The 24,000-nt window shown below is 63.4% G+C and carries 26 protein-coding genes and 1 pseudogene; 13 read left to right on the top strand and 14 right to left on the bottom strand.

Features of this window, described 5'->3' with window-relative positions:
• Nucleotides 1–12: 12 nt before the first annotated feature.
• Nucleotides 13–2,592, bottom strand: a complete 2,580-nt coding sequence (gene clpB / locus DKB74_RS15505) for an ATP-dependent chaperone ClpB (protein ID WP_109809099.1) — start codon at nt 2,590–2,592, stop codon at nt 13–15.
• A gap of 67 nt (nt 2,593–2,659) precedes the next feature.
• On the opposite strand from clpB, the gene DKB74_RS15500 reads away from it, so the two are divergent.
• On the top strand, nt 2,660–3,178 hold the full coding sequence (locus DKB74_RS15500) for a hypothetical protein (protein WP_109809098.1): 519 nt from the start codon (nt 2,660–2,662) through the stop codon (nt 3,176–3,178).
• A 61-nt stretch (nt 3,179–3,239) separates the two neighbouring features.
• Here DKB74_RS15500 and DKB74_RS15495 read toward each other — a convergent pair whose 3' ends face one another.
• Nucleotides 3,240–4,898 (bottom strand): M28 family peptidase, encoded by a 1,659-nt coding sequence (locus tag DKB74_RS15495; protein ID WP_109809097.1) that lies wholly within the window; start codon nt 4,896–4,898, stop codon nt 3,240–3,242.
• Between the two features lie 151 nt (nt 4,899–5,049).
• Here DKB74_RS15495 and DKB74_RS15490 point away from each other — a divergent pair, with 151 nt between their 5' ends.
• Both DKB74_RS15490 and DKB74_RS15485 read left to right on the top strand, forming a co-directional pair.
• Nucleotides 5,050–7,923, top strand: a complete 2,874-nt coding sequence (locus DKB74_RS15490) for a M16 family metallopeptidase (RefSeq protein WP_109809096.1) — start codon at nt 5,050–5,052, stop codon at nt 7,921–7,923.
• Nucleotides 7,924–7,946: 23 nt separating this feature from the next.
• Complete coding sequence (locus DKB74_RS15485; RefSeq protein ID WP_109809095.1) at nt 7,947–8,246, top strand: hypothetical protein; 300 nt, start codon at nt 7,947–7,949, stop codon at nt 8,244–8,246.
• Between the two features lie 112 nt (nt 8,247–8,358).
• Here DKB74_RS15485 and DKB74_RS15480 read toward each other — a convergent pair whose 3' ends face one another.
• The 3 genes from DKB74_RS15480 to gpmA form a co-directional block, all read right to left on the bottom strand.
• The gene (locus DKB74_RS15480) at nt 8,359–9,432 is read right to left on the bottom strand and encodes a 5-(carboxyamino)imidazole ribonucleotide synthase (protein WP_109809094.1); all 1,074 of its coding nucleotides are present in this window, start codon (nt 9,430–9,432) and stop codon (nt 8,359–8,361) included.
• On the bottom strand, nt 9,429–9,917 hold the full coding sequence (purE, locus tag DKB74_RS15475; RefSeq protein WP_109809093.1) for a 5-(carboxyamino)imidazole ribonucleotide mutase: 489 nt from the start codon (nt 9,915–9,917) through the stop codon (nt 9,429–9,431). Before purE ends, DKB74_RS15480 begins: the two co-directional genes overlap by 4 nt.
• Nucleotides 9,918–9,994: 77 nt before the next feature.
• On the bottom strand, nt 9,995–10,681 hold the full coding sequence (gpmA, locus tag DKB74_RS15470; RefSeq protein WP_109809092.1) for a 2,3-diphosphoglycerate-dependent phosphoglycerate mutase: 687 nt from the start codon (nt 10,679–10,681) through the stop codon (nt 9,995–9,997).
• A 159-nt stretch (nt 10,682–10,840) separates the two neighbouring features.
• Between gpmA and DKB74_RS15465 the strand changes: the two genes are divergently transcribed.
• Nucleotides 10,841–11,566, top strand: coding sequence for a dienelactone hydrolase family protein (locus DKB74_RS15465; protein WP_109809091.1), 726 nt, complete (start codon nt 10,841–10,843; stop codon nt 11,564–11,566).
• A gap of 13 nt (nt 11,567–11,579) precedes the next feature.
• On the opposite strand, the gene DKB74_RS15460 is transcribed toward DKB74_RS15465, so the two are convergent.
• The 4 genes from DKB74_RS15460 to DKB74_RS15445 all read right to left on the bottom strand — a co-directional run bounded on the left by DKB74_RS15460 (nt 11,580) and on the right by DKB74_RS15445 (nt 14,321).
• Nucleotides 11,580–12,035 carry a GNAT family N-acetyltransferase gene (locus tag DKB74_RS15460; RefSeq protein ID WP_109809090.1) on the bottom strand — a complete coding sequence of 152 codons (456 nt, stop codon included), beginning with the start codon at nt 12,033–12,035 and terminating at the stop codon, nt 11,580–11,582.
• A 119-nt stretch (nt 12,036–12,154) separates the two neighbouring features.
• The gene (locus DKB74_RS15455; protein ID WP_109809089.1) at nt 12,155–12,610 is read right to left on the bottom strand and encodes a GNAT family N-acetyltransferase; all 456 of its coding nucleotides are present in this window, start codon (nt 12,608–12,610) and stop codon (nt 12,155–12,157) included.
• On the bottom strand, nt 12,610–13,728 hold the full coding sequence (locus DKB74_RS15450) for a M14 family metallopeptidase (RefSeq protein ID WP_109809088.1): 1,119 nt from the start codon (nt 13,726–13,728) through the stop codon (nt 12,610–12,612). Before DKB74_RS15450 ends, DKB74_RS15455 begins: the two co-directional genes overlap by 1 nt.
• Nucleotides 13,725–14,321, bottom strand: coding sequence for a DUF4136 domain-containing protein (locus tag DKB74_RS15445; RefSeq protein WP_109809087.1), 597 nt, complete (start codon nt 14,319–14,321; stop codon nt 13,725–13,727). The genes DKB74_RS15450 and DKB74_RS15445 overlap by 4 nt, the downstream gene beginning before the upstream one ends.
• Before the next feature lie 163 nt (nt 14,322–14,484).
• Here DKB74_RS15445 and ykgO point away from each other — a divergent pair, with 163 nt between their 5' ends.
• Both ykgO and DKB74_RS15435 read left to right on the top strand, forming a co-directional pair.
• Nucleotides 14,485–14,610, top strand: a complete 126-nt coding sequence (gene ykgO / locus DKB74_RS15440; RefSeq protein ID WP_055755695.1) for a type B 50S ribosomal protein L36 — start codon at nt 14,485–14,487, stop codon at nt 14,608–14,610.
• Between the two features lie 90 nt (nt 14,611–14,700).
• Nucleotides 14,701–15,333, top strand: coding sequence for an HAD family hydrolase (locus tag DKB74_RS15435; protein WP_239987552.1), 633 nt, complete (start codon nt 14,701–14,703; stop codon nt 15,331–15,333).
• Nucleotides 15,334–15,375: 42 nt separating this feature from the next.
• Here DKB74_RS15435 and DKB74_RS15430 read toward each other — a convergent pair whose 3' ends face one another.
• Complete coding sequence (locus DKB74_RS15430; RefSeq protein WP_109809086.1) at nt 15,376–16,095, bottom strand: NlpC/P60 family protein; 720 nt, start codon at nt 16,093–16,095, stop codon at nt 15,376–15,378.
• 146 nt (nt 16,096–16,241) lie between these two features.
• The gene (gene pyk, locus DKB74_RS15425) at nt 16,242–17,696 is read right to left on the bottom strand and encodes a pyruvate kinase (protein WP_109809085.1); all 1,455 of its coding nucleotides are present in this window, start codon (nt 17,694–17,696) and stop codon (nt 16,242–16,244) included.
• Nucleotides 17,697–17,765: 69 nt separating this feature from the next.
• Between pyk and DKB74_RS15420 the strand changes: the two are divergent.
• A pseudogene (locus DKB74_RS15420) lies at nt 17,766–18,068 on the top strand (DUF1244 domain-containing protein); the annotation flags it as partial.
• A gap of 93 nt (nt 18,069–18,161) precedes the next feature.
• On the opposite strand, the gene DKB74_RS15415 reads toward DKB74_RS15420, so the two are convergent.
• Nucleotides 18,162–18,671 carry an Lrp/AsnC family transcriptional regulator gene (locus tag DKB74_RS15415; RefSeq protein ID WP_109809083.1) on the bottom strand — a complete coding sequence of 170 codons (510 nt, stop codon included), beginning with the start codon at nt 18,669–18,671 and terminating at the stop codon, nt 18,162–18,164.
• Between the two features lie 683 nt (nt 18,672–19,354).
• Here DKB74_RS15415 and DKB74_RS15405 point away from each other — a divergent pair.
• The 3 genes from DKB74_RS15405 to DKB74_RS15395 all read left to right on the top strand — a co-directional run bounded on the left by DKB74_RS15405 (nt 19,355) and on the right by DKB74_RS15395 (nt 20,906).
• Complete coding sequence (locus tag DKB74_RS15405) at nt 19,355–19,594, top strand: DUF2312 domain-containing protein (RefSeq protein WP_109809081.1); 240 nt, start codon at nt 19,355–19,357, stop codon at nt 19,592–19,594.
• A gap of 100 nt (nt 19,595–19,694) precedes the next feature.
• Nucleotides 19,695–20,015 (top strand): heavy metal-binding domain-containing protein, encoded by a 321-nt coding sequence (locus DKB74_RS15400; protein WP_109809080.1) that lies wholly within the window; start codon nt 19,695–19,697, stop codon nt 20,013–20,015.
• A gap of 147 nt (nt 20,016–20,162) precedes the next feature.
• Entirely contained in the window at nt 20,163–20,906 is a 744-nt protein-coding gene (locus DKB74_RS15395; protein ID WP_109809079.1) for a YebC/PmpR family DNA-binding transcriptional regulator, read from the top strand.
• 24 nt (nt 20,907–20,930) lie between these two features.
• On the opposite strand, the gene DKB74_RS15390 is transcribed toward DKB74_RS15395, so the two are convergent.
• Entirely contained in the window at nt 20,931–21,494 is a 564-nt protein-coding gene (locus tag DKB74_RS15390; RefSeq protein WP_109809078.1) for a hemerythrin domain-containing protein, read from the bottom strand.
• Nucleotides 21,495–21,604: 110 nt separating this feature from the next.
• On the opposite strand from DKB74_RS15390, the gene ruvC reads away from it, so the two are divergent.
• Nucleotides 21,605–22,120 (top strand): crossover junction endodeoxyribonuclease RuvC, encoded by a 516-nt coding sequence (ruvC, locus tag DKB74_RS15385; RefSeq protein WP_109809077.1) that lies wholly within the window; start codon nt 21,605–21,607, stop codon nt 22,118–22,120.
• On the opposite strand, the gene DKB74_RS15380 is transcribed toward ruvC, so the two are convergent.
• Nucleotides 22,090–22,557, bottom strand: coding sequence for a hypothetical protein (locus DKB74_RS15380; RefSeq protein WP_109809076.1), 468 nt, complete (start codon nt 22,555–22,557; stop codon nt 22,090–22,092). The two genes, ruvC and DKB74_RS15380, sit on opposite strands and share 31 nt — an antisense overlap.
• Nucleotides 22,558–22,770: 213 nt before the next feature.
• On the opposite strand from DKB74_RS15380, the gene ruvA reads away from it, so the two are divergent.
• Both ruvA and DKB74_RS15370 read left to right on the top strand, forming a co-directional pair.
• Nucleotides 22,771–23,370: a Holliday junction branch migration protein RuvA gene (gene ruvA / locus DKB74_RS15375; RefSeq protein WP_109809075.1), complete on the top strand. Its 600-nt coding sequence runs from the start codon at nt 22,771–22,773 to the stop codon at nt 23,368–23,370.
• A gap of 224 nt (nt 23,371–23,594) precedes the next feature.
• Nucleotides 23,595–23,969 (top strand): GIY-YIG nuclease family protein, encoded by a 375-nt coding sequence (locus tag DKB74_RS15370; RefSeq protein WP_239987551.1) that lies wholly within the window; start codon nt 23,595–23,597, stop codon nt 23,967–23,969.
• The last annotated feature ends 31 nt before the right edge of the window (nt 23,970–24,000 follow it).

Genomic DNA, 24,000 nt, shown 5'->3' with positions numbered 1-24,000 from the left:
CGAACCCACCGATCATTCGACGCGCAGCACCAGCTGACCATCGCCTTCGCCGACCTGCACGGTCGATCCGTCCTTCACTTCGCCCTTCAGGATCAGATCGGCGAGCGGATCCTGCAGATAGCGTTGTACCGCGCGTTTGAGCGGGCGAGCGCCATAGACCGGGTCGTATCCGACCCGCCCCAGCCATTCGCGCGCAGCATCGCTGAGATCGATCGTGATCTTGCGATCCTTGAGCAGCTTGCGCACCCGCGCGACCTGAATATCGACGATCGGACCCATATGTTCCTGGCCCAGCCGGTGGAACAGGATGATCTCGTCCAGCCGATTGAGGAATTCGGGGCGGAAATGCGCCCGGACGACTTCCATCACCTGGGGTTCGACGCTGTCGACCGACTGGCCCTCGCCCAGATTGGTGAGGAAGTTCGATCCCAGATTCGATGTCATGATGATGATCGTGTTCGAAAAATCGACCGTGCGTCCCTGACCGTCGGTCAGGCGCCCGTCGTCGAGCACTTGCAACAATATGTTGAACACGTCGCCATGCGCCTTCTCGACTTCGTCGAACAGGACGACCTGATAAGGGCGCCGCCGTACCGCTTCGGTCAACACGCCGCCTTCCTCATAGCCGACATAGCCGGGAGGCGCGCCGATCAGCCGCGCAACCGCGTGCTTCTCCATGAATTCGCTCATGTCGATGCGCACCATCGCGTTCGGATCGTCGAACAGGAACTCGGCGAGCGCCTTGGTCAGCTCGGTCTTGCCGACGCCGGTCGGCCCCAGGAACAGGAAGCTGCCCAGCGGTCGGTTCGGGTCCTGAAGCCCCGCGCGGCTCCGGCGGACGGCAGTCGACACCGCCTTCACGGCATCCGCCTGGCCGATCACCCGCGCGCCGAGCGCGCTTTCCATGTTGAGCAGCTTCTCGCGCTCGCCTTCCAGCATCCGGTCGACCGGAATGCCGGTCCAGCGGCTCACCACCGCGGCGATATCGTCGCTGGTCACTTCCTCGCGCAGCATCGCGCCTTCGGTGGCGCCCTGCGCTTCGGCAACCTGCTTTTCCAGCGCCGGGATGGTGCCATAGGAAAGCTCGCCTGCGCGGGCCAGATCGCCCGAACGCTGCGCCTGTTCCAGTTCCAGCCGCGCCGCATCGAGCTGTTCCTTCAGCTTCGCTTCGGACTGGATCTTCACCTTCTCGGCCTGCCAGCGCTCGGTCAGCTGCGCGGATTCGCTTTCCAGCCCGTCGAGCTCGGCTTCGAGCTTTTCCAGCCGATCGCGCGACGCCGCATCGGTTTCCTTCTTCAGCGCCTCGCGCTCGATCTTGAGCTGGATGATCCGCCGGTCGAGCGCTTCGATCTCTTCGGGCTTGCTCTCCACTTCCATGCGGATGCGGCTCGCCGCCTCGTCCATCAGGTCGATCGCCTTGTCGGGCAGGAACCGGTCGGTGATGTAGCGATTGGAAAGCGTCGCCGCCGAAACCAGCGCACCATCGGTGATCCGCACGCCATGGTGCAGCTCATATTTTTCCTTCAGGCCGCGCAGGATCGAAATGGTATCCTCGACCGTGGGTTCACCCACGAATACGGGCTGGAACCGCCGCTGGAGCGCCGCGTCCTTCTCGACATATTTGCGATATTCCTCGAGCGTGGTCGCGCCGATGCAATGCAGCTCGCCGCGTGCGAGGGCGGGCTTCAAAAGGTTGCCGGCATCCATCGCGCCTTCGGTCTTGCCCGCGCCGATCAGCGTGTGCATCTCGTCGATGAACAGGATGATCTGCCCTTCGGCGCCTTTCACTTCGTCGAGCACGCCCTTCAGCCGCTCTTCGAATTCGCCGCGATATTTGGCGCCGGCGATCAGGCTGCCCATGTCGAGCGCCATCAGCTGCCGGTCCTTCAGATTGTCGGGCACATCGCCATTGGCAATGCGCAGCGCCAGCCCTTCGGCGATGGCGGTCTTGCCGACGCCCGGTTCGCCGATCAGCACCGGGTTGTTCTTGGTGCGGCGGGCAAGGATCTGGACGGTGCGGCGAATTTCCTCGTCGCGGCCGATCACCGGATCGAGCTTGCCGTCGCGCGCCGCCTGGGTCAGGTCGCGCGCGAATTTCTTGAGCGCGTCATAGCGGTCCTCGGCGCTCGAGGTGTCGGCAGTCCGGCCGCCGCGCAGTTCGTTGATCGCGGCGTTGAGCGCTTCGGCCTTCACGCCCGCCGCCGCCAGTGCCTTGCCGGCATTGGTCGTGGAAGCGAGCACCAGCGCGAGCAGCAGCCGTTCGACCGTGACATAGGAATCGCCGGCCTTTTGCGCGACCTGTTCGGCCGAATCGAGCACGCGCACGGCATCATTGTCCAGCCCCGGTGTCTGCTGCGCGCCCGACCCCGAAACGGCGGGGATGCGCGCCAGTGCGGCATCGGTTTCCTGTACCGCGCGTGCGGGATTGCCGCCGGCCTTCTGAATCAGCCCCGCGGCCATGCCCTCATTATCTTCGAGCAGCGCCTTGAGCAGATGGTCGGGCGTGATCCGCTGATGGTTCATGCGGATCGCGACGGTCTGCGCCGACTGGAGAAAGCCCTTGGCGCGATCGGTGAATTTTTCGAGATTCATTAGATGTCCCTGCTATCCTATGCGCTCAAGATGGTGTTGTATATTTGCAACACAAGAGGGGTGTGCGATGATTTTTGCGCTGATGCTCGGCCTGTCGACGCTTCAGGACGCACCTGAGCTCGTATCGCTGAAGATAGGGTTTGACGGCACGCAATGCACGGTCGTTTCGGATGGTGAGCCATTCGGCGTCGACGAAGTGATGGCGCGGGCGTCTGGCTGGGCCGCCGATCACCGGGACGTCCGCGTGGTGGATAGCGATGACGCGCCGGAATCATGCGTTACGGCGACGGTGTTCGCATTACAGCAGGCGGGAATCGCAAGGGTTGAACAGGTCCGCGAGCCTGAACCCCTGCGGATCGCGGTGCTGGCGGGGGCGCCTTGCCGGCTCACCGTAAACGATGCCGCGCTGGCGATCGAGGATCTGCCCGCGCTGGCCGCCGCTGCGCAAGCGGGTAAGGTGAAAGTGCAGTTGCATGCCGATCGCGACGCTTCCTACCTCTGCCTTTCCCAGGCGCTGGAGGTGCTTCGCGGTCATGACCTGATCGATCGGGTCGGCCTGGTCATGGCTCCCGCCGCCAACCCCTGAAACGAAACGGCGCGCGTCCCGGGGGACACGCGCCGTTTCGTTTCAGGTATAGTGAAGCGCCTTATTCGGCGGCTTCGGCTGCCGGTTCCTCGGCGGGCGCCGGTGCCTTGGGTGCATCGGGCGCATAACGGTCGCCATATTCGTCGCCTTCATACCACATCGGCGCCGTATCGGCGTTGGCGATTTCGCGGGCGATCAGGAAGTTGATCCGCGCGAACTTGGCGGCGGCTTCCCAGTTGAAGGGAAGGTCAATCTGATCGCTCACCTTGTGATAATCGGTCGCCAGGAAGTGGCGGAACGCTTCCTCGCCGCCATTCTGGAAACCGGTGACGAGGAATACCGACGGGACGCCAGCTTTTACGAAGCTGTAGTGGTCCGAACGGACGAACAGATTTTCCTCCGGCATCGGATCGGGCGACAGGCTGACATCCGCCTTGGCCGTGGCGGCCGCGACGATCGGGCCCAGCGTCGAATGGTCCGCACCGAACGCGACCACATCCTTGAAGTCATAGGTCAGCACCGGCATGTCGAGATTGACGTCGGCGACCATCTTGCCGCCTTCGACGAACCAGTTGTTGGCAAGGAAGGTCGAACCGAGCAGGCCGTCCTCTTCCGCCGTCAGCGACACGAACATGATCGAACGGCGCGGCGCCGTGCCGGTCGACATGAAGGCGCGCGCGGCCTCCAGCATCGTCGCGGTGCCCGACGCATTGTCCATCGCGCCGTTATAGATCTGGTCGCCTTCCAGTCCCGGATCGATGCCGTTGTGATCGAGATGCGCGGTCAGCAGCACATATTCGTTCTTCAGCACGGGATCCGAACCCGGCAACAGGCCGATGACGTTGGGCGACTGGAACCGGCGGACCGACACATTGCGCGACAGCATCACCTGATGCGGCAATTCGACTGCAGTCGTCTCCAGGCTCTTGGCTGCTTCCAGCGCGCCTTCGACGGTCATGTCGGTACCTTCAAACAGCGGCGCCAGCGTTTCGGGGCGGATATAGGCAGACATCTTGATGCCGCCGGGTGCCGCTTCCTGACGCGACGTGCCATCGGCATTGAGCAGCTGCGTGCTCGAACCGGTGACATAATGGCCCAGTTCTTCCCACGGGATGCGCACATCCTCGGGACGCAGCACCATCAGCACGCCGACCGCGCCGTGATCGGCGGCAACCTGAACGCGGTTGACCGAACGCAGCGCGCCGACCTGTTGCGGGGTCAGGTCGGCGGGCGGGCCGACGAAATAGACGACGATCTTGCCGGTCGCGTCGATGCCGGCATAATCGTCGATGCCCAGCTCTTCCGAAACCATGCCATGGCCGACGAAGACCGCGTTGCCGACGACTGACTGTTCGCCGCCATCCAGCGCGCTGCCCGCGCCGATCAGCATGTCCTTGCCCTGTTCCAGCGGCTTGCCGTCGACGGTCATGACCGGCGTGCCTTCCAGCCCGACTTCGGCAAAGGGAACCATCTGATACCAGCTGCCGTCGGGGCCGCCGGGAACAAGGCCCATCGATTCGAAGCGCGTCGCGACGAAGCGCGCGGCAACGTCATAACCGCGGTCGCCGGCATTGCGGCCCTCCAGCTCGTCGCTCGCAAGGAACGTGATGTCGGCCTTTACCCGCTCGGCGGAGAAGGTCGGCTCCTCGGCCGTCTGGGCGACCGCCATCGTCGGCGCAAGCGCCAGCGACACGGCTGTCAGGAATAAGGAAAATCGCATTGGTGCCCCCGGAAATTTGATTGTTGCGCGCGACCCTAATGCTGAATCGCGTCGCCGCAAGGGTGATTTGTGGAAATAATACGGTCACCGCTTGCGGCAATCGTTGCGCGGAGTATGTTCCCCGGCATTCCAAGTACCGGGGACTCGCTTCATGAAAACTTCGCATCTCCTTTGCCGTGCGGCTGCCTGCGCGCTTGTCGCCGCGGCTGTTCCGTTTGCCGTGCCGGTGGCCGTCGCCCAGCAGGCTGACGCTCCCGAACCGGCGTCGGTGGCCGAACTGGTTTCGGCGATCGACATTCCTTATCAGGAATTCACGCTCGACAACGGTCTGCGCGTCATCGTGCACACCGATCGCAAGGCGCCGATCGTCGCGCTCTCGGTCTGGTATGATGTCGGTTCGAAGCATGAGCCGGAGGGCGAAACGGGTTTCGCGCATCTGTTCGAACATCTGATGTTCAATGGATCGGAAAATGCACCGGGCGATTTCTTCGCGCCGCTGCGCGAAGTGGGCGCGACCGACCTGAACGGCACCACCTCGTTCGATCGCACCAATTATTTCGAAACGGTCCCGCGTCCGGCGCTCGAAAAGGCGCTGTATCTGGAAAGCGACCGCATGGGCTATCTGCTCGGCGCAGTGACTCAGGACGTGCTCGATGAACAGCGCGGCGTCGTCCAGAACGAAAAGCGTCAGGGCGACAACAACCCCTATGGCCTTGCCTGGTACAAGATCATGGAAGGGGTGTTCGGCCCCGACAATCCCTATGGCCACAATGTCATCGGTTCGATGGCCGACCTCGATGCCGCCAGCCTGGAAACGGTGAAGAACTGGTTCCGCTCGCATTATGGTCCGAACAATGCGGTGCTGGTACTCGCCGGCGACATCGATGCGGCCGAAGCGCGCCCGCTGGTCGAAAAATATTTCGGTGCGATCCCGCGCGGGCCGAAAAGCGAGCTGCCCGAAGTGACGGCGCGGCCGATGACGCAGACGGTCAAGGAAACGATGACCGATCACGTCGCCGCGACGCGCATCTATCGCATCTGGCAGATTCCCGGCGTCAACGATCCCGATTCGGTGCCGCTTCAGGTCGCCGGCGGCGTGCTGGGTGGACTCTCGTCCTCGCGCCTCGACAATATTCTCGTGCGTCAGGAAAAGCTCGCGGTCAGCGTCCAGGCGGGCGCCGATTCGATGGCGCAGGCGGGCACGTTCGACATCATCATCAATGTTCGCCCCGGCGTCGATCCGGCGCTGGTCGAAAAGCGGCTGGATGAGATCATCGCCGATTATCTCGCCAACGGCCCCACGGCGGACGAAGTGCAGCGCTATGCGACCAGCACCGTGGCGAGCCAGCTCGAAAGCCTTGAATCGGTCGGTGGCTTCGGCGGCAAGGCAGTGACGCTTGCCGAAGGCGCACTCTATTCGAACGATCCGGGCTTCTATGCCAAGCAGCTCGAGGCGCTGGCTGCAACGACGCCGGAAATGGCGCAGGCCGCCGCACAGAAATGGCTGGGACAGCCTTATTATCAGCTGGTCATTTCGCCGGGCGATCGCGAAGCCTATGCTGAGTCCGAACAGGCCGATCGTTCGGCGGAGCCCGATGCCACCGAAACTCCTGCCGCCGAGCAGGAAGCGACGGTCAAGCGCGATCCGATGCCCGATGTCGGCCAGCTTTCCGATCTCGACTTCCCCGATGTCACGCGCACGACGCTGTCGAACGGCGTCGAAGTAATCTACGCGCATCGCGACGCGGTGCCGGTGACACAGATCGCCCTGAGCTTCGATGCGGGCATGGTGGCGGATCCCGCCGATGCGCTCGGCACCCAGTCGCTGATGCTCAGCGTCATGGACGAAGGCACCGACGACATGGATTCGATCCAGCTCGCCGAAGCCAAGGAGCGGCTTGGCGCGAGCATCAGTCTTGGCGCTTCGGCCGATCGTACGACCGCGACATTGTCGACGCCCAGCCCGAACCTCACCGCTTCGGTCGATCTCTTTTCCGATATCGTCCGCAATCCGGCGTTCGCGCCTGAGGAAGTCGAACGGCTGCGCAATCAGCTGCTTGCGTCGATTTCGCAGGAGCTGACCAATCCGCAGGGCATTGCGATGCGTGCATTGCCGCCGCTCGTGTACGGCTCGGCCTCGCCCTATGCGAAGCTGGGCGCAGGGCGCGGCGATCCCGCAGCGGTCGCGGCATTGTCGCGGGACGACCTCGTCGCCTTCCACGATGCCTGGGTGCGCCCGGACAAGGCGAAGGTCTTCGTCGTATCGGACCGGCCGCTTTCCGAAATCGTGTCGGCGCTTGAAGCCGGCTTCGGCAACTGGACCGCGACCGGCGATGCCGGCGTCAAGGATTTCAGCGCCGCCGCCGTTCAGTCGACGCCGCACATCCTGTTGGTGAATCGTCCCGATTCGCCGCAGTCGGTGATTCTGGGCGGACAGCTCACATCGCTTTCCGCGCAGGGCGAATTGCTGCCGGTGCTGACTGCCAACGATGTGCTCGGCGGCGATTTCCTCAGCCGGATCAACATGGACCTGCGTGAGGCAAAACACTGGTCCTATGGCGCCTATGGCATCTTCCGCCGGTACGAAAACAGCGTCCCCTATATGATCGTCGCGCCGGTTCAGGCGGACAAGACCGGGGAATCGATCGCCTCGCTTCAGCAGGACGTCACCAGCTTCCTGTCGACCAAGGGGATCACGCCCGAGGAATTCGATCTGACGATCAAGGGCAATATCCGCGAGCTTTCGGGTGCGTTCGAAACCAGCGACTCGGTGCTTGGCGCGATGCAGAGCAACGACCTGTTCGGCCGTCCGGACGATTATTACGACACGATCGCGCAAAAATATCGCGCGCTGTCGCGTGAGGAGCTCGACGCTGCGGCACGCGAGGCTCTCGACCCCGATAACTTCGTCTGGGTGGTGGTCGGCGACGCCGAAACCGTCCGGCCTCAGCTTGACAGTCTGGGGCTGCCTGTTGAGGTGATTTCCGCAGAAGAGGTCGCGGGCGAAAAACCCGCGGCAGAGTAACACCCCCAACTGGAGTAACGGCAATGGCGAATGTGGACGGAAGCTGGGAAACGGTGGCCAAGACCCCGATGGGCGACCAGAAGGCGACGCTGACCGTGGTCAGCTCGGGCGACACCTTCACCGGCAATTTCAACGGCGGGATGGGTTCGGCCGAAGTCAAGGACGGCAAGGTCAATGGCGATACGCTGACCTGGAAGATGGACATCACTGTCCCGATGCCGCTGACGCTCGATTGCGAAGCGACTGTCGACGGTGATTCGCTCGAGGGCAAGGTAACCGCCGGGGCGTTCGGCAGCTTCCCGCTGACGGGTGTCCGCGCCTGACATCGGCCTGGCCGGTATCGAAACGGAAAAGGCCCGCTCCGGGATGCCGGAGCGGGCCTTTTTTCTGTGCGCTTTCGGTCGGTAACGCGCGGCATCGCCGCCCGGCGCGCGTTCAGCGTTTGACGCGCGTGACATGCCCCATCTTGCGGCCTTCGCGGACTTCATGCTTGCCGTAGAGGTGCAGATGCGCTCCCGGTTCGGCGAGCAGATGCGCGACATTTTCGGGCAGCGCATCCTCGCCGATCAGATTCTCCATGCTGACCTTCTTGCCGGTCAGGCCGGTGGGGCCGAGCGGCAGGCCGCAAATCGCGCGAATATGGTTTTCGAACTGCGACGTAACCGCGCCTTCGATCGTCCAATGGCCGCTATTGTGCACGCGCGGCGCCATTTCGTTGAACACCGGCCCATCGGCGGAAGCGAAGAATTCGAGCGTCAGCACACCGACATAATCGAGTTCCTGCGCGATCCTGCTCGCCAGCCCGGCTGCTTCCGCATGCTGCGCAGCAATTTCGGGTGAGGCGGGAACGGTGGAAAGCGCCAGGATGCCGTTTTTATGCTCGTTCTTCGGCGCGGGCCAGGTGGCGATGCTGCCGTCGGTGCTGCGCGCGAGAAGGATCGAAAATTCGGCTTCGAAGGTGACGAACCCTTCCAGGATCGCGGGGCGGCCGCCGATGGCGTCCCACGCGCCGACCGCGTCCTCGGGCTTCATCAGCCGCGCCTGTCCCTTGCCGTCATAGCCGAAGCGCGTCGTTTTCAGGATTGCGGGATAGCCGATCTCACCCAGCGCGGCTTCCAGCTCGCGCTGATTGCCCACCCGGCGCCACGGCGCGGCGCGGCCGCCCAGCTTCTCGGCAAAGCTTTTTTCCGCGATCCGGTCCTGCGCCACCGCCAATGCTGCGGGGGAGGGGTGAACCGGCACATGTCTGGCCAGCTCCCGGATCGGGTCGGCAGGGATATTCTCGAATTCATAGGTGACGACATCGGCGTGGCTGGCGAACACGCCCAACGCTTCTTCATCGTCATAGGCGCCGCGCGTGAATCCCGCGCTGACATCATTGGCCGGCCCGGTCACCGGGGCGAAGATGTGCGTCTGATAACCCAGTTGCGCGGCGGCGACACTCAACATCCGGCCAAGCTGGCCGCTGCCGATGATACCGATCGTGGTGCCGGGCGGGAGGGGCTTCATTCGGGCGCGTCTGCCACCGATTCGGTCTGCGCCGCGCGCCAGTCCTGCAGCCGTTGCGCCAGATCCGGATCGCCGGTGGCAAGGATCGCCGCGGCGAGAAGGCCCGCATTGGCCGCACCCGCATTGCCGATCGCCAGCGTGCCGACCGGAATACCGGCGGGCATCTGAACGATCGAAAGCAGGCTATCCATACCCTTCAGCGCCTTGGACTGTACCGGCACGCCCAGCACCGGCAGATGCGTCATCGATGCCGCCATGCCGGGCAGATGCGCAGCGCCGCCCGCGCCAGCGATGATGACTTTCAGGCCGCGACCGGCGGCCGCATTGGCATAATCGTACAGCCGCTGGGGCGTGCGATGCGCCGACACGACCTTGCATTCGTGCGGGATGCCGAGCGCCGTCAGCTTTTCGGCGGCATGCGACATCGTCTCCCAATCGGAAGTGCTGCCCATGATGATGCCGACAAGAGGTGCTTGTTCAGTCATTGCCGTCCGCGCTGCGATGAGAAGCCCTGCCTCCTATCGCCGGTGCGGGGGCAGGGCAATGGCTGTGAACGCCGCGGTCAGCGCTCGCTCAGATAATAACGGTCGGTCGCGCCCATCGCATCGTCGAGTTGATAGACGATCGGCTGGCCGGTCGGGATTTCCAGTCCGGTGATTTCATCGTCGGGAATGTTCGACAGATGCTTGACCAGCGCGCGCAGCGAGTTGCCATGGGCGGAAATTACCACACGCTTGCCCGCTTTCAGTTCGGGCACGATGCGGCTTTGCCAATAAGGCAGGACGCGCGCGATCGTATCCTTCAGGCTTTCGGTATCGGGGATGTCGATGCCGTCGTAACGGCGGTCCTTGCGCAGATCGAACGGGCTGCCATCCTCCATCGGCGGCGGCGGCGTGTCGAAGCTGCGGCGCCAGATATGCACCTGTTCATCGCCATGCTTTTCGGCGGTCTCTGCCTTGTTGAGGCCGGTCAGCCCGCCATAATGGCGCTCGTTCAGCCGCCAGTCCTTTTCGACCGGCAGCCACAGCCGGCCCATCGCCTCAAGCGCGATGTTGAGCGTCTTGATCGCGCGCGTCTGATAGCTGGTGAAGCAGAGGTCGAAATCGAACCCCTTTTCGGCGAGCATTTCGCCCGCCGCCTTCGCCTCTGCCACGCCCTTGTCGGTCAGGTCGACGTCCCACCATCCGGTGAAGCGGTTTTCCAGGTTCCAGGCCGACTGGCCATGGCGGATCAGGACGAGCGTGGGCATGATGTCTCCCGGTCTGGTTCAGCCTGCCCGCGACAACGGGCCTTTGGTTCGCCGCCTCTGTAGCGTCTGCTGCGCCAAGGGCAACTTGCGCGGTCATTGCCGGCATGCCAAACCGGATGCGATCATTTGTTATAGATAGCATACAAAAGGAGCGGCTTCATGCGTATCGAACGCGAGACGATCGTTCATGACGGACCCGGCGGTCCGTTCGAAGCACTGGCGGTGTTCGATGCCGATGCGCCGGGGCCGCGTCCGGGGGTGCTGCTGCTCCCCAATGTGCTGGGGCTTAAGGAAGCCGATTTCGTAAAGGCCGAAGCGGTTGCATCGCTGGGCTATACCGTCCTTGCCGCCGATGTGTACGGGCAGGGCAAGCGGACACAGCTCGGCGCGCCCGACAGCGCGAGATATATGAACGAACTCAATGCCGATCGCGGGCTGCTCCGCGATCGGATGGCGTCGTCGCTCGATATGCTCAAATCCCTGCCGCAAACCGACGCGCACAAGCTGGCTGCGATCGGTTTCTGCTTCGGCGGCAAATGCGTGCTCGACATGGCGCGCGCCGGGCTACCCATATTGGGCGGTGTCCTGTTCCATGGCGTCTATGATCGTCCCGATTATGCGACGCAGAGTCCGATCACGGCGAAGCTGCTTGTCTGTCACGGCTGGGACGATCCGATCGCGCCGCCCGACGCGGTCGTCGCGCTGGCGGCCGAACTGACCGAGGCAGGCGCAGACTGGCAGCTCCATGCCTATGGCAATGCCGGGCACGCCTTCACCGATGTCGACCGCAAGGATACGGGCAATCCCGCCGTCGCCTATGAACCGCGCGCCGATCGCCGCAGCTGGGCGGCGATGGCGGCGTTTCTGGAGGCATGTTTCGCCTGAACCGGCGCGGCGTTCAGAGCACGCGCGTCAGGAACAGGCTCTGCGGATCGGGCGAATATTCGCCAAATGCGTCGCCCGGCGTGAAGCCGAACTGGCGATATAGCGCCTGCGCCGCTTCGAACGCCGCCGTAGTGCCGGTTTCCAGGCTGATCCTGCGATAACCGCGCTGGCGTGCGACCCCCAGGATGTGCGCCATCAGACCGGCGCCCGCGCCGCGCCGCAGCTGATCGGGAGCGGTGCGCATCGATTTGATCTCGCCATGGCCCGGCTCGATTTCGCGCAATGCCGCACATCCCAGCAATGCATCGCCGCGCCATGCGCTCCAGAAGGTGATGTCGCCCGCCTTCAGCTGATCCCGGCTGCGCACATGCACGCCTCCGGGCGTCGGATTGCTGCGCACATCCTCAAGATGCGCTGCCAGCAGCGCCATCACCGCGGGCTCGTCCAGCCCGCCTTCACGAATTTCCATTAGTGCGCGAGACCCGTCCGCCGGGCTCCGGCGATCCTGTTTATCATTTTTGCGTCCCCCCGGATCGTTGATTCAGATCAACCTATCGTTGCGATGCGGCAAATGTCGAGAGGCGGAAATCAGATGGATCGTGTCATATAGGTATTGAAATCGGTCGCCTGATAGGCGCCGAACGGGCCGCACGCTTCGAACCCATGGCGGCGATACAATGCATGCGCGGCTTCGAATTCCGGACCGGTGCCGGTTTCCAGGCTCAGCCGGCAGATCCCCCGCTGGCGTGCATCGGTCATGATATGGACGAGCAATGCCGTCGCCACGCCCCGGCGCAACGCAGCGGGCGTCGTCCGCATCGATTTGATCTCGCCATGGTCGGGCGCGAGTTGCTTCATCGCGCCGCAACCGAGCAGCGTCTCGCCATCCCACACGGTCCAGAAACGCACGTCGCGCCCCGCCAGCCCCGACAGGTCGAGGAAATGGCACGTGCCCGGCGGCGAATTGGCGAGCATCGCTTCGAAATGGAGCTGCAGCAATGCGACCACATCGGGATGGTCTAGCCCGCCCTGGCGTATCTCCATCAGATTTCGTCGATCATCCCGGCCAGCGTGTCGAGGCACGCATGCGCCAGCTGCTTGCAACGGTCGGGCGACCAGCCGAATTCCGCATCGGGGCTGGGGTCGTGATCCTTGAACGGCATTTCCAGCGTCATCGCCACGGCGCCGAACCGCTCCGCAACCTGATTGGTCGACATCGACAGATTGGCCTTGCCCGGCGCGGCCTTGTCATAACCCTGTTCGAGCTGGAACAGCGGTGTGTTGGCGGCCAGCCGGCGGCCATATTCGTAGAATTTCCCGCCCAGTTCGTCGGTCCAGCTCGGAATGCCTTCGAAACCGGCGAGGAAATTTGCCGGGATCGCCTCGTCGCCATGGACGTCCATGGCGAAGACGCAGCCGGCCTTATCCATCGCGTTGCGTATGGCGAGCACTTCGGGGCTCCGTTCCGGGGTCGGCGCATGCCATTCTCGGTTGAGGTTCACGCCCGCTGCATTGGTGCGCAGATGGCCGCGGCGCGACCCGTCCGGGTTCATGTTCGGCACGATATGCAGCGTTGCTTTTTCGCGCAGCGCGCTGGCGGTCGCATCACCGGCGTCGGTCAGTTTTTCCAGCGCGCCTTCCATCCACCATTCGGCCATGCTCTCGCCCGGGTGCTGACGTGCATAGAGCCAGACATGTTTGGGGCCGTCGCCGATCGTCAGGCAATCGAGTGGCTGATCGTCGAGCGTGCGGCCGAGTTCGCGATGCGTAACGCCCGGTTGCAGCGCGATGCGGCTAACCAGATCGTGATGCCGCTCCATCGAATAGGGCGCGAAATAAGCGAACCAGGCGATGTCGCTGTCGAAACTGTGGGTAAAGGTCAGCACGCCGTCGGCATAGCTGGTGTCGGTCATCCGCCATGCCCGGCGGTCGGTCGACACGCGGGTGCGATAGCCCGGCCAGCCGAACGCATAGGCCGATCCGCCCGCGTTCAGGATACGGAATGTAACCGTCCGCCCCTTTGCGCCGGCGGCGCGGAAATGGAACCATTGATAGAAATCGGACTGGTGATCGGTGACGATTTCCAGGTCGACCCGATCCCCTTCGATCCCGACGACGCGAATATTGCCGCTATCGAATGCGGCGCAGATCTGAATGCTCATGGCACCGTGATAGTGATGCCTGACTCTCCGGGAAACCCCTTGAACAACGCCGATGCGAGACGTTCTGCGCTGGGCTGGCTTTCGGGGACGCCTTCGAGCGAGTGCGTCTGGGCGCGGCCTTCCCAAACGGTGGTGCCGTCGCCGCGGCGGCGCAGGTGGACCGACAGCTCGGACAGGATGACGCGGCGATCCTTGCCGCCGATCCCGGTGCTGATCCCGCCGCCGATACCCAGGCCGCTGCGCGGCGCCGTTCCGCCGCCGATGCCGATCGTCACCGGCGAGCGCTCGCGATAGGTGCCCGCGTCGGTGCGCCGGAACGACACGCCGGCGATATAGTCCGAATCGCTACCCGCCGGCATCGGCGTGAATCCCTGTGCCTGAAGCTGTGCCGCCACGGCGTCGGCATAGGCCTGATAGCTCATGCTGATCGTATCCGTGCTCGACAGCGGCTCTATCGATACCGTGCCGTGCGGCATCGGGGTGCCCAGATGATAGCGCGAGACGTCGACCGGCTGGAGACGCGCGGCAGTCGAAGTGCATCCGCCGGTTGCCAGCACGGCAAGGGCAACGGCAATGGTGGCGAAGCGAGTCATCGGGCGGCCCTTTCTGTGGCGCATGCGTAACAATGTCCTGGCTTCAACCCGACTCCGCGGGAGTCGGTTCCCTGGTGCGGTTTGCCTTGACTCGGAGCGGACGCGACTATAGGCGGTCGCCTCTTTCCGGCAATTCCAATTTATTCGAGAAGTGAGCTCGGTCATGAAGATCGTGAACAGTCTGAAGTCGCTCAAGGATCGGCATCGCGACAACCGCGTGATCCGTCGTCGTGGGCGCATCTATGTCATCAACAAGACCAACCGTCGTTTCAAGGCCCGCCAGGGCTGATTTGAACGGGTAACCGCTCCGGCCCACTCCCCCACCCGGCCTCCCATTTCAGGGTAGCCGTGCTGGGAGGCCGGGTGGGGGAGTGGGCCGATGCCGAATCAAACGACGAAAATGCCGCACGCCGTCATTTTTGACGTCGGCAATGTCCTGTATCGCTGGGAGCCGCGTGCTCTCTATGAGCGTCTGATCGATAGCGATCAGGCGCTCGATGCGTTTCTGGAAAATGTCTGCACCAAGGAATGGCATTTCCAGCATGATGCCGGGCGCGATTTCGCGGACACCAGCGCGGAACTAAGCGCGCAATATCCGCAGCATGCCGACCTGATCGCGGCATGGGGCCCGCGTTTCAACGAAACACTGCCCGGCCCGGTGCCGGGCATGCCGCAGATCGTCGCCGATCTTGATGCGGCAGGCGTGCCGATTTTCGGCATCACCAATTTCAGCCATGAATTCTGGCCGCCCTTTCGTGCGCGCGAAGCCGCGTTGTTCGCGCCGTTCCGCGACATCGTCGTTTCGGGCGACGAGAAAATGGTGAAGCCCGACCCGGCAATCTATGCGCTCGCGCTCGAACGGTTCGGACTTGCCGGGCCGGACGCCGTGTTCGTCGACGATTCGCCGCCCAATGTGGACGCGGCGCGCGCGGCGGGGATTCACGCCGTGCTGTTTACCGACAGCAGCGATTTCCGCGCCGAACTGGTGCGCCTGGGCCTGCTCACGACCTAGGCCACCGGCGCCCTTGGTTCGGCCTTTCCGCGCGCGCGGCCCTTAGGATTCATCGGTGGAAAATATGCTCCCGTCGTCGGCCGCCACATGCGGCGCCGAATGCAGCTCGGGCGCGGTGGCCGGCCATCGTGCGCCGAGCAACCGATTCCTGGCGATTTTGGCGATGCTGACCTTGTCGGACTGGTTGCCGCCAAGCACATAGAAATCGCCGCCCGGCGTCTGTGCGGCATAGAAGCCGACATGGCCTTTCCAGCCCGAAGCGCTGCCGCGCCAGAAGACCAGGACCGCCCCGACCTGAGGCTGGCATGGCGCACCGAACTTCAGCCAGTTGCGCGCGCCAAGCGGATTGGTGGGCAATGGTTCGTGCGCCATCGTCGCGGCGACGCAATGCGCGACGAACAGCCCGCACCAGGCGATATCGTCCGAGCGATAGGGGATGCCGATATCGCTCGCCCAATCGAGTATCTGCGGATTGCTGCGCGCCGAGGTGTCCTCGCGCACGCCCAGCAGGTGGCGGGCTTCCTGAAACCAGGGAAAGCCCGGATCGTCGACCGGCGCCGGCTGGCTGTCATCCCCGAACAGGACCTTGCGGGTCCTGGGGCCGACGATACCGTCGGCGATCAGTCCGCTTGCGGCCTGAAAGGCGCGGACGGCGGCTTCGGTCCTGCGTCCCCAGACGCCATCGACGGGTCCGGGATCAAAGCCCTTGCGGGCGAGCGTATGTTGAATCTTGACGACTTCGTCGCGCGAATAGCTGGGCATTCTCTCGGCTCCCTGATGCGGGGTTTGGGAAACGCAGATACAATGCGCCCGAGATTCTTTTATTTGCGCCCGAACTATTCGTTACGGCTCTGTACCAGCCTCCCGCAGCTTTCGCCAAGCTGATTCGATATCAATATTGTACGGTTTCAGTCGCGCCCGCGAAGCTCATCGCCCAGCAAGCGGACGACATGCACCACATTGGTCGCGCCCGGCGTGCCGAACGGAACACCGGCACACACGACCATCCGGTCTCCGGCCTCGGCGATATTGTGCCGCAACGCCATGCGCTTGGATTTGGCGACCATTTCCTCGAACGATCCGACGTCCTTGGTATGGACGGCATGGACGCCCCATAGCAGCCCCAGCCGCCGCGCGGTTTCGAGGCTCGGCGTCAGGACCAGGATCGGCACCGCCGGACGCTCGCGCGCGATACGCCGCGCGGTCGATCCCGAACTGGTGAAACACACGATGGCAGTTGCCGAAACGGTTGCCGAAATCGATTTCGCCGCCTCTGCGATCGCGTCTGCGGTGGTCGGGTCGGGCCGAGTGACGGTGAAGTGGACGCGGTCGCCATGCGCGGGATCGCGCTCGACCGAATCGGCGATCGAATTCATCATCGCGACCGATTCGACCGGGAAATCGCCTGCCGCGCTTTCCGCCGACAACATGATCGCATCGGCGCCGTCATAAACGGCGGTCGCGACGTCGGACACTTCGGCGCGGGTCGGCGTCGGCGCAGTGATCATCGATTCGAGCATCTGCGTCGCGACGATCACGGGGCGACCCATGCGGCGCGCGACTTCGACAATGCGCTTCTGCAGCGGCGGCACCGATTCGGGCGGCAGTTCGACGCCCAGATCGCCGCGCGCGACCATTACGCCGTCGCACATTTCGACGATTTCCTCGAGCCGCGCCACTGCGCTCGGCTTTTCGATCTTCGCCAGCAGCGCCGCGCGCCCGCCGATCAGCTTGCGCGCTTCGGCCAGATCCTCCGGGCGCTGGACGAAGGAGAGCGCGATCCAGTCCGCACCCTGATCGATCGCAAAGGCCAGATCGCTGCGATCCTTGTCGGTGAGCGCGGCCATCGGCAGCACCACGTCGGGCACATTGAGGCCCTTCGAATTGGAAAGCTTGCCGCCGACTTCGACGCGCGTCGTGATCCAGTCATGCCCGTGCGACACGACGCGCAGCACCAGCTTGCCGTCGTCGAGCAACAGCCGGGCGCCTTCCTCGATCGCTTCGAAAATCTCACGGTGCGGCAATTCGACGCGGGTCGCATCGCCCGGTTCCGGATTGCGATCCAGCGTGAATTCATGGCCAGCGGCGAGCATCGCCGATCCTTCGGCGAATTTGCCGACGCGCAGCTTGGGTCCCTGCAGGTCGGCCAGAATCGTGGTCGGGCGGCCCAGCCGCTTTTCCAGTCCGCGAATCGCCTTGATGACCGGAATTTTCGAATCCTGATCGCCATGGCTCATATTGATGCGGAACGCATCGGCGCCCGCCTCGAACAGCCGCTCGATCATTTCCGGCGAATTGCTGGCCGGACCCAGCGTCGCCAACACTCTTACTTTACGCGATCGGGGGGTCATCGCCTTGGTCATCTGGCATCCTCGCCTTGTACCTGCCCGCCTCTAATCATAACTCGGAACGGATCAACCACGGAGGCGATAGTGACCGACCTGAATTCGCTCGACGACAAGGTGGCAGCGGCGGCATTCCGTCGCCTTGTCCGGCATTTGCGTCACCGTACCGATGCGCAGAATGTGGACTTGATGGGCCTGTCGGGCTTTTGTCGCAACTGTCTGTCGGACTGGATCGCCGAAGCGAGCGCTGCGCAGGGTACGCCGCTCGACAAGGACGATGCGCGCGCGATCATCTATGGCATGCCCTATAGCCAGTGGAAGGCGGAGCATCAGGGCGAGGCCACGCCCGAGCAGCTTGCGCGGATGCAGGAAAGCGTGGCGAAGAACGCGCATGACGAGGCGCTGCTCGACGAAGCGCTCGACGAAAGTTTCCCGGCAAGCGACCCGCCGGCAATGACCGACCCCACCCGCTGACGGTTTCGGTCAGTCGGCGTCGGCGACCATCGGAATGAACAGGCTCTGCTTGTGCGTGCGCTTGACGAAGCGCGTTTCATAGCGCTGCACGGTGGCGTTGCTCTGGAGCAGGCGATCGGTCAGCGCGTTGAAATCGTTCATGTCGCGTGCCGAAATCTGCAGCGCCAGATCATATTCGCCGCTGATGTCGAGGACGGTCTGCACTTCGGGTGTCGCCGTCAGCAGCGCGCGCAGCGCGGCGATGCCGCGCTCCTCGGCATGTTCGCGGGCCTGCACCAGCACCAGCGCATTGAGCCGCATGTCGGTAAATTCGCGCGCCAGCACCGCAACGTCGGCGCGAATCACGCCGGTTTCGCGCATTCGCCGTACCCGTCGCGTGATCGCCGAAGCCGACAAAGCGACGTGATCGGCCAGCTTTTCCGCCGTCATCAGCGCATCAGCCTGAAGAAGATCGAGCAATTGGAGATCGAAAGCGTCGAGACGGTTGGACGAACGGAATGTGACGGATGTGCTACTCATTTTGAAACTTTATGCCGAATTTAGGCGTGTTGCCTAGATAAAACGCCTGCAGCCTGCAGCAAGATTCGCTACGTTGACCACATTCGTAGTCGAAACGAAGCGTGGGACTGAAAAATGATAGCGTATCGAGTATCGGCACTGATCGCGGCGACATTTGCCTGCACTGCTGCGGCCAATGCGGGCGACGGTTCCCACCGCCACCTCTCCGCGTCGGGATGCGCGGCCAGCGCAACGACAGATACGGCAACAATCAAGGCGCAGGGTCGCGCAGCGAGCCGGGGCGCGCAGGCGCGCGAGCAGCGCAAGCCAGCATGTCGCACGGGAATGATATTGATGGCGGTGGATCCCTGCGGCGGCAAGCCCAGGCTGCCATTGCAATAGCGCGCCGGCCGATCTGCCCGGCGGCTACAGCGCGTTCATTCCCTTGGGCCACAGCTATTTCCCCGGCACCCAGGGCCGGGAAGGGGCCGGTTCCCGATATCGCCGTCGCGCCCGAACAGGCGCTGACCGAGGCGCTGGTGCTTTCGGGCGTCCCTCGCGAACCGGCCGAGGCGCTTTCGGCCAGCCATGTTCCGGGCGAACCGATGGCCCGGCGCGTTCCGCTGGCGCATTGATCGATTCGCGGCGTTGCCCTTCGCACCGCTTGGCCCTAGACGCGCTCGCTCACCATCTGGGAGCATGACATGAGCGAGATCATCGCTGCCGATCAGCTGCGCCTGTTCATCGAGCGCATCGAGCGGCTGGAGGAAGAGAAGAAGGGCATCGCCGACGATATCAAGGACGTCTATAACGAAGCCAAATCGACCGGTTTCGACGTCAAGACGATGCGTGCGATCGTCCGTCTGCGCAAAATGGAAAAACATCACCGCGACGAAGCCGAAGCGCTGCTCGAAACCTATAAGGCGGCGCTGGGTCTCGACTGATTGGGGTCGTCCGGCCTGGATCGTCGCATTGCCGCTCGCTTGATCCGGACGCCTCGCCGCCTAACTTGGTGGGCGAGGCGACCAGATCGGGAGAGACGCTATGATCCTCAGCACGACCAACAGCATCGAAGGCAAGGCTATCACCCGCTATCACGGCATCGTGGCATCGGAAGTGATCCTGGGCGCCAATGTCTTTCGCGACATTTTCGCCGGCATTCGCGATTTCGTCGGCGGGCGTTCGGGCAGTTATGAAAAGCCGCTGCGCAAGGCACGCGAAATGGCGCTCGAGGAAATTTCGGATCAGGCCAAGGATGTCGGCGCCAATGCGATCGTCGGCATCGACATCGATTATGAAGTGATCGGCGAGCAGGGATCGATGCTGATGGTGTCGATTTCGGGTACGGCGGTTACCGTCAGCTGATCCCGGTTTGGCAAGGCGCCGCTTGCGGCGCGTGCTGCCTGCAGGCGCGGCAGAGCCTTGTCGAAGGCCCGGTTTTTCTTCTAGTGCGAGCCGGAAGAAGAGCGGGGCTTCGACAGGCCCGGCCCAAATGGATTTCATGGAACACCAATGGCAGGCCATTCCAAATTCAAGAACATCATGCACCGCAAGGGTGCGCAGGATAAGAAGCGCAGCTCGCTCTTTTCCAAGCTGAGCCGCGAAATCACCGTCGCCGCGAAAATGGGTACGCCCGATCCGGACATGAACCCGCGCCTGCGCGCGGCGGTCAATGCCGCCAAGGCGCAGTCGATGCCCAAGGACAATATCCAGCGCGCGATCGACAAGGCGTCGGGCGGCGACACCGACAATTATGAAGAGATCCGGTACGAAGGCTTCGGCCCGGGCGGGGTTTCGCTGATCGTCGAGGCACTGTCCGACAATCGCAATCGCACCGCGACCAATGTGCGCACGGCGATGAGCAAGAATGGCGGCAATCTGGGCGCGTCGGGATCGGTGACGCATGGGTTCGACCGGCTCGGCCTGATTTCCTATCCCGCCAGCGCGGGCGACGCCGAAAAAATATTCGAGGCGGCGCTGGAAGCCGGCGCAGAAGATGTCGAATCGAGCGAGGACGGCCATGAAATCTGGACCGCCGCCGACGGCCTGCACGAAGTCGCCAGCGCGCTCGAACCGGTGCTCGGCGAACCCGAAGGCGCAAAGCTCGCCTGGCGTCCGCAGACAGTGGTGACGCTCGATGAATCCGACGCGCAGACCTTGTTCAAGCTGATCGACATTCTGGACGATGATGACGACGTCCAGACCGTGTGGGGCAATTACGAAGTTCCCGACGAGGTGATGGAAAAGCTCGGCTGATTTGTCTGGATTGGCCGGGCGGCGTCAGGCCACCCGGTCGTCGGGCGAGTCGAGCCCCAGCATGTCCCGGACACGCCAGCCATCGGCTGCCCAGTTTTTCTCCGGGATCGGCAATGCGTCGATTTCCGGCGCATTTTCGAGCAGCGGAAAAAGATCGCGTTCCTCGCGATCCATGCGCTCGTGCATTTCGGCGGTTCGCAACCGGACGGCGGCAGCATAGGCTGGCCAGTGATCGATCACCGTCTCGGGTGGGAAGCGCTTTGTATGGTTGGCGAACCGCTCATAATCGACGGCAGTCGATTCGCTGAATCGCCTTGCGATTTCGCGCGCCTTCGGGTCGGGGTGCAGTCGCAGCCGAGGATAGACGATGCGTTCCTTCATCGTCAGGGTACGCAGCAGCGTACGGGTGAAGCGCCAGCGCGCATCGTTGAGCTGGGCGATGCTCGGTTGTTCCAATTGTGTCGCCAATGCTTCCATTTCTGCGGTACGTTCACGCAGGTTGCGGTGTTCGGCAAAGAAGATGTCCAGCTTTGACACGTTGAACGACGGGTCCTTGAAATCGGCAGCCTGGAAAGGCCGGCGAGCCATTCCCAGGCGGGGCTGGAGCTGCCCTCCAGAGTCTTTTAGGACGAATTGATGGACAGGACCGGTCTCAAACCGACTTTCAAATCTCTGCTGTTGCGGCTGCGGGCGGATCCATGATCCTGCTCGGTATCGATCCGGGCCTGGGGACGACCGGCTGGGGGCTCATCCGGGCGGAAGGCAATCGCCTTTCGCATATCGGCAATGGGCGGCTCAAAACCGATACGCAGGCCCCGCTTGCGCAGCGCCTGGCGCATCTCGATTCGATGCTCACCGCGCTGATCGCCGATCACGCGCCCGATGGCGCGGCGATCGAGGAAGTGTTCGTCAATTCCAACCCGCAATCGACGCTAAAGCTGGGGCAGGCGCGCGGCGTTGCCCTGTGCGCAGTGGCGCGGACCGGGATCGGCGTTGGCGAATATGCGGCCCGCCTCGTCAAAAAATCGGTGGTGGGCGTCGGGAATGCCGAAAAGGCGCAGGTCCATGCGATGGTCGCGCGATTGCTGCCGGGCGTGAAGATTGACGGGCCGGATGCCGCCGATGCGCTCGCGGTCGCCATCTGTCACGCGCATCACCTGGCGAGCGCGCGTTCGCTGGGCGTTCAGGCGCGTCCGGCGGGAATATCGCGATAGGCAGTGAGCCAGGTGAGTGCTGCCTTGGCAGAGAGAAAGAATTCGCGCTGCGCCTTTTCGGCGGCACGCTTCATCTGCATCTTCACCAGCGACGACGCGACCATCACCGCCACGCGATCCTGTTCCTGATAGAGGCGCGCGGTTTCGCGATCGATCACCGCTACGATCTCATCGGGCATTTCGGTGATGCCGCGCATGTCGATAAGCGCCAGCAATGGCTCGCCGCGTTCGCGGACCGGGCGGATCAGTTCGTGCAGCCGGGCGAAATGCCCGGTCAATTGCATGCGGTTCCAGGCGCCGCTGCCGGTGACCCGGAGCACGCCATCTTCGAACGTCGCGCGGATATCGAGCGCCGTGCTTTCCGCAGTATCGTCCATCGAGACGAATATCGGAAGCCGTGTGCGCTCGCCCTGTGCCGGAATCTCCGCCCTGAACATGCCGTAATCCCCTCGCGTCCTGACGCGCTTGTCGGGGAGCTTCCCCTGACACGTAGGATTATAGCCTGCCGCGCGGCGCTTCTCTGCCCGGATGATCTCCTTAAGTAATCTCCCCGATACGGCTTTTCGCTTTCCCAGGACCCTTCGTTCCGCTTATGTACCGCGCATGATTTCCGGCACTTTCTCTCTCGCCATGTCTTTGCGGGCTCCGGCATGATCGCGCATCTTACCGGCAAACTTGCCTTTTCGGGCGCCGATCATGCGGTGATCGACGTGGGCGGCGTGGGCTATCTGGTCGGGGCGTCGGCCAAGACGCTGGAGAAACTCGGGATCACCGGCGACCATGTGACCGTGCATACCGAGATGCTGGTCAGCGAGGATTCGATCCGGCTGATGGGCTTTGCCAGCGCCGAGGAACGCGACTGGTTCCGCCTGCTCACCAGCGTGCAGGGCGTGGGCGCGAAAGTGGCGCTGGCGATCCTTTCGATCCTTGCCCCCGCCGAAGTACAAGGCGCGATCGCCCGGGCCGACAGCGCGATGATCGCGCGGGCGAACGGCGTCGGCCCGAAACTGGCGCAGCGCATCTGCAACGAGTTGAAGGACAAGGCAGGCGTCGCGCTGGGCGGCGGCGCGGAAGCAGGCGCGGCGGCTCCGGCGGCGGGCGCGGCGCAGGATGCCGTGTCGGCGCTGCTCAACCTCGGCTTCAAACCCGCCGAGGCAAGCGCGGCAGTGAAGGCGGCGGACGACGAACTGGGGATTGGCGCGAGCCTCGACGCGCTGGTGCGGCTGGCGCTGCGAAAGGCGGCGAAGTGAGCGAGCATACAAAGCGGCCCTACCGGTGGCGCACATTCCTGCGTCGGCAAATGCCGTGGTCTTGGATAGGCTTGTTTCCCAAAGGCCGAGACTGCGAAGCGGCTGGCGGAAAACACGAATGGTATAATCACGATGGCAATCGTTCGGCTTGCTATCATTGCCGGGCAATCGTTTCCGACGCTCGCTGGCAAGCGTCGAGCTGATGCTATTCGACTTTCATCGTCATGCTGAACTTGTTTCAGCATCCACCCGGCCTCGGAGAGCGGACCATGGAGAGGCAACCCTGCGTCTACATTCTCGCGAGTGGTCGGGTCGGGACGATCTATATCGGTGTCACATCCGATCTGATCGCGCGGCTGCATCAACACCGCGCCGGGACCGTGCCGTGGTTCACGTCGAAATACAGCGTCGATCGCCTGGTTCGCTTCGAGCTGTTTGGCACAATGGAGCAAGCAATCGCGCGCGAGAAGCGGCTGAAACGCTGGCGGCGCGAATGGAAACTCAATCTGATCGAATCGGACAATCCGGATTGGCTCGATCTGGCGGTGGGGCTTGGGTTCGAAGCGCCGAGGTTGGATGTGCGGAAAAGTGGATGCTGAAACAAGTTCAGCATGACGATTTTTGCCGGGT

It is taken from the genome of Stakelama portus, from assembly GCF_003171655.1.
Lineage (GTDB): Bacteria > Pseudomonadota > Alphaproteobacteria > Sphingomonadales > Sphingomonadaceae > Sphingomonas > Sphingomonas portus.
Note: the sequence above shows the minus strand (reverse complement) of the source record. Positions and strands in the feature narration are given on the sequence as shown.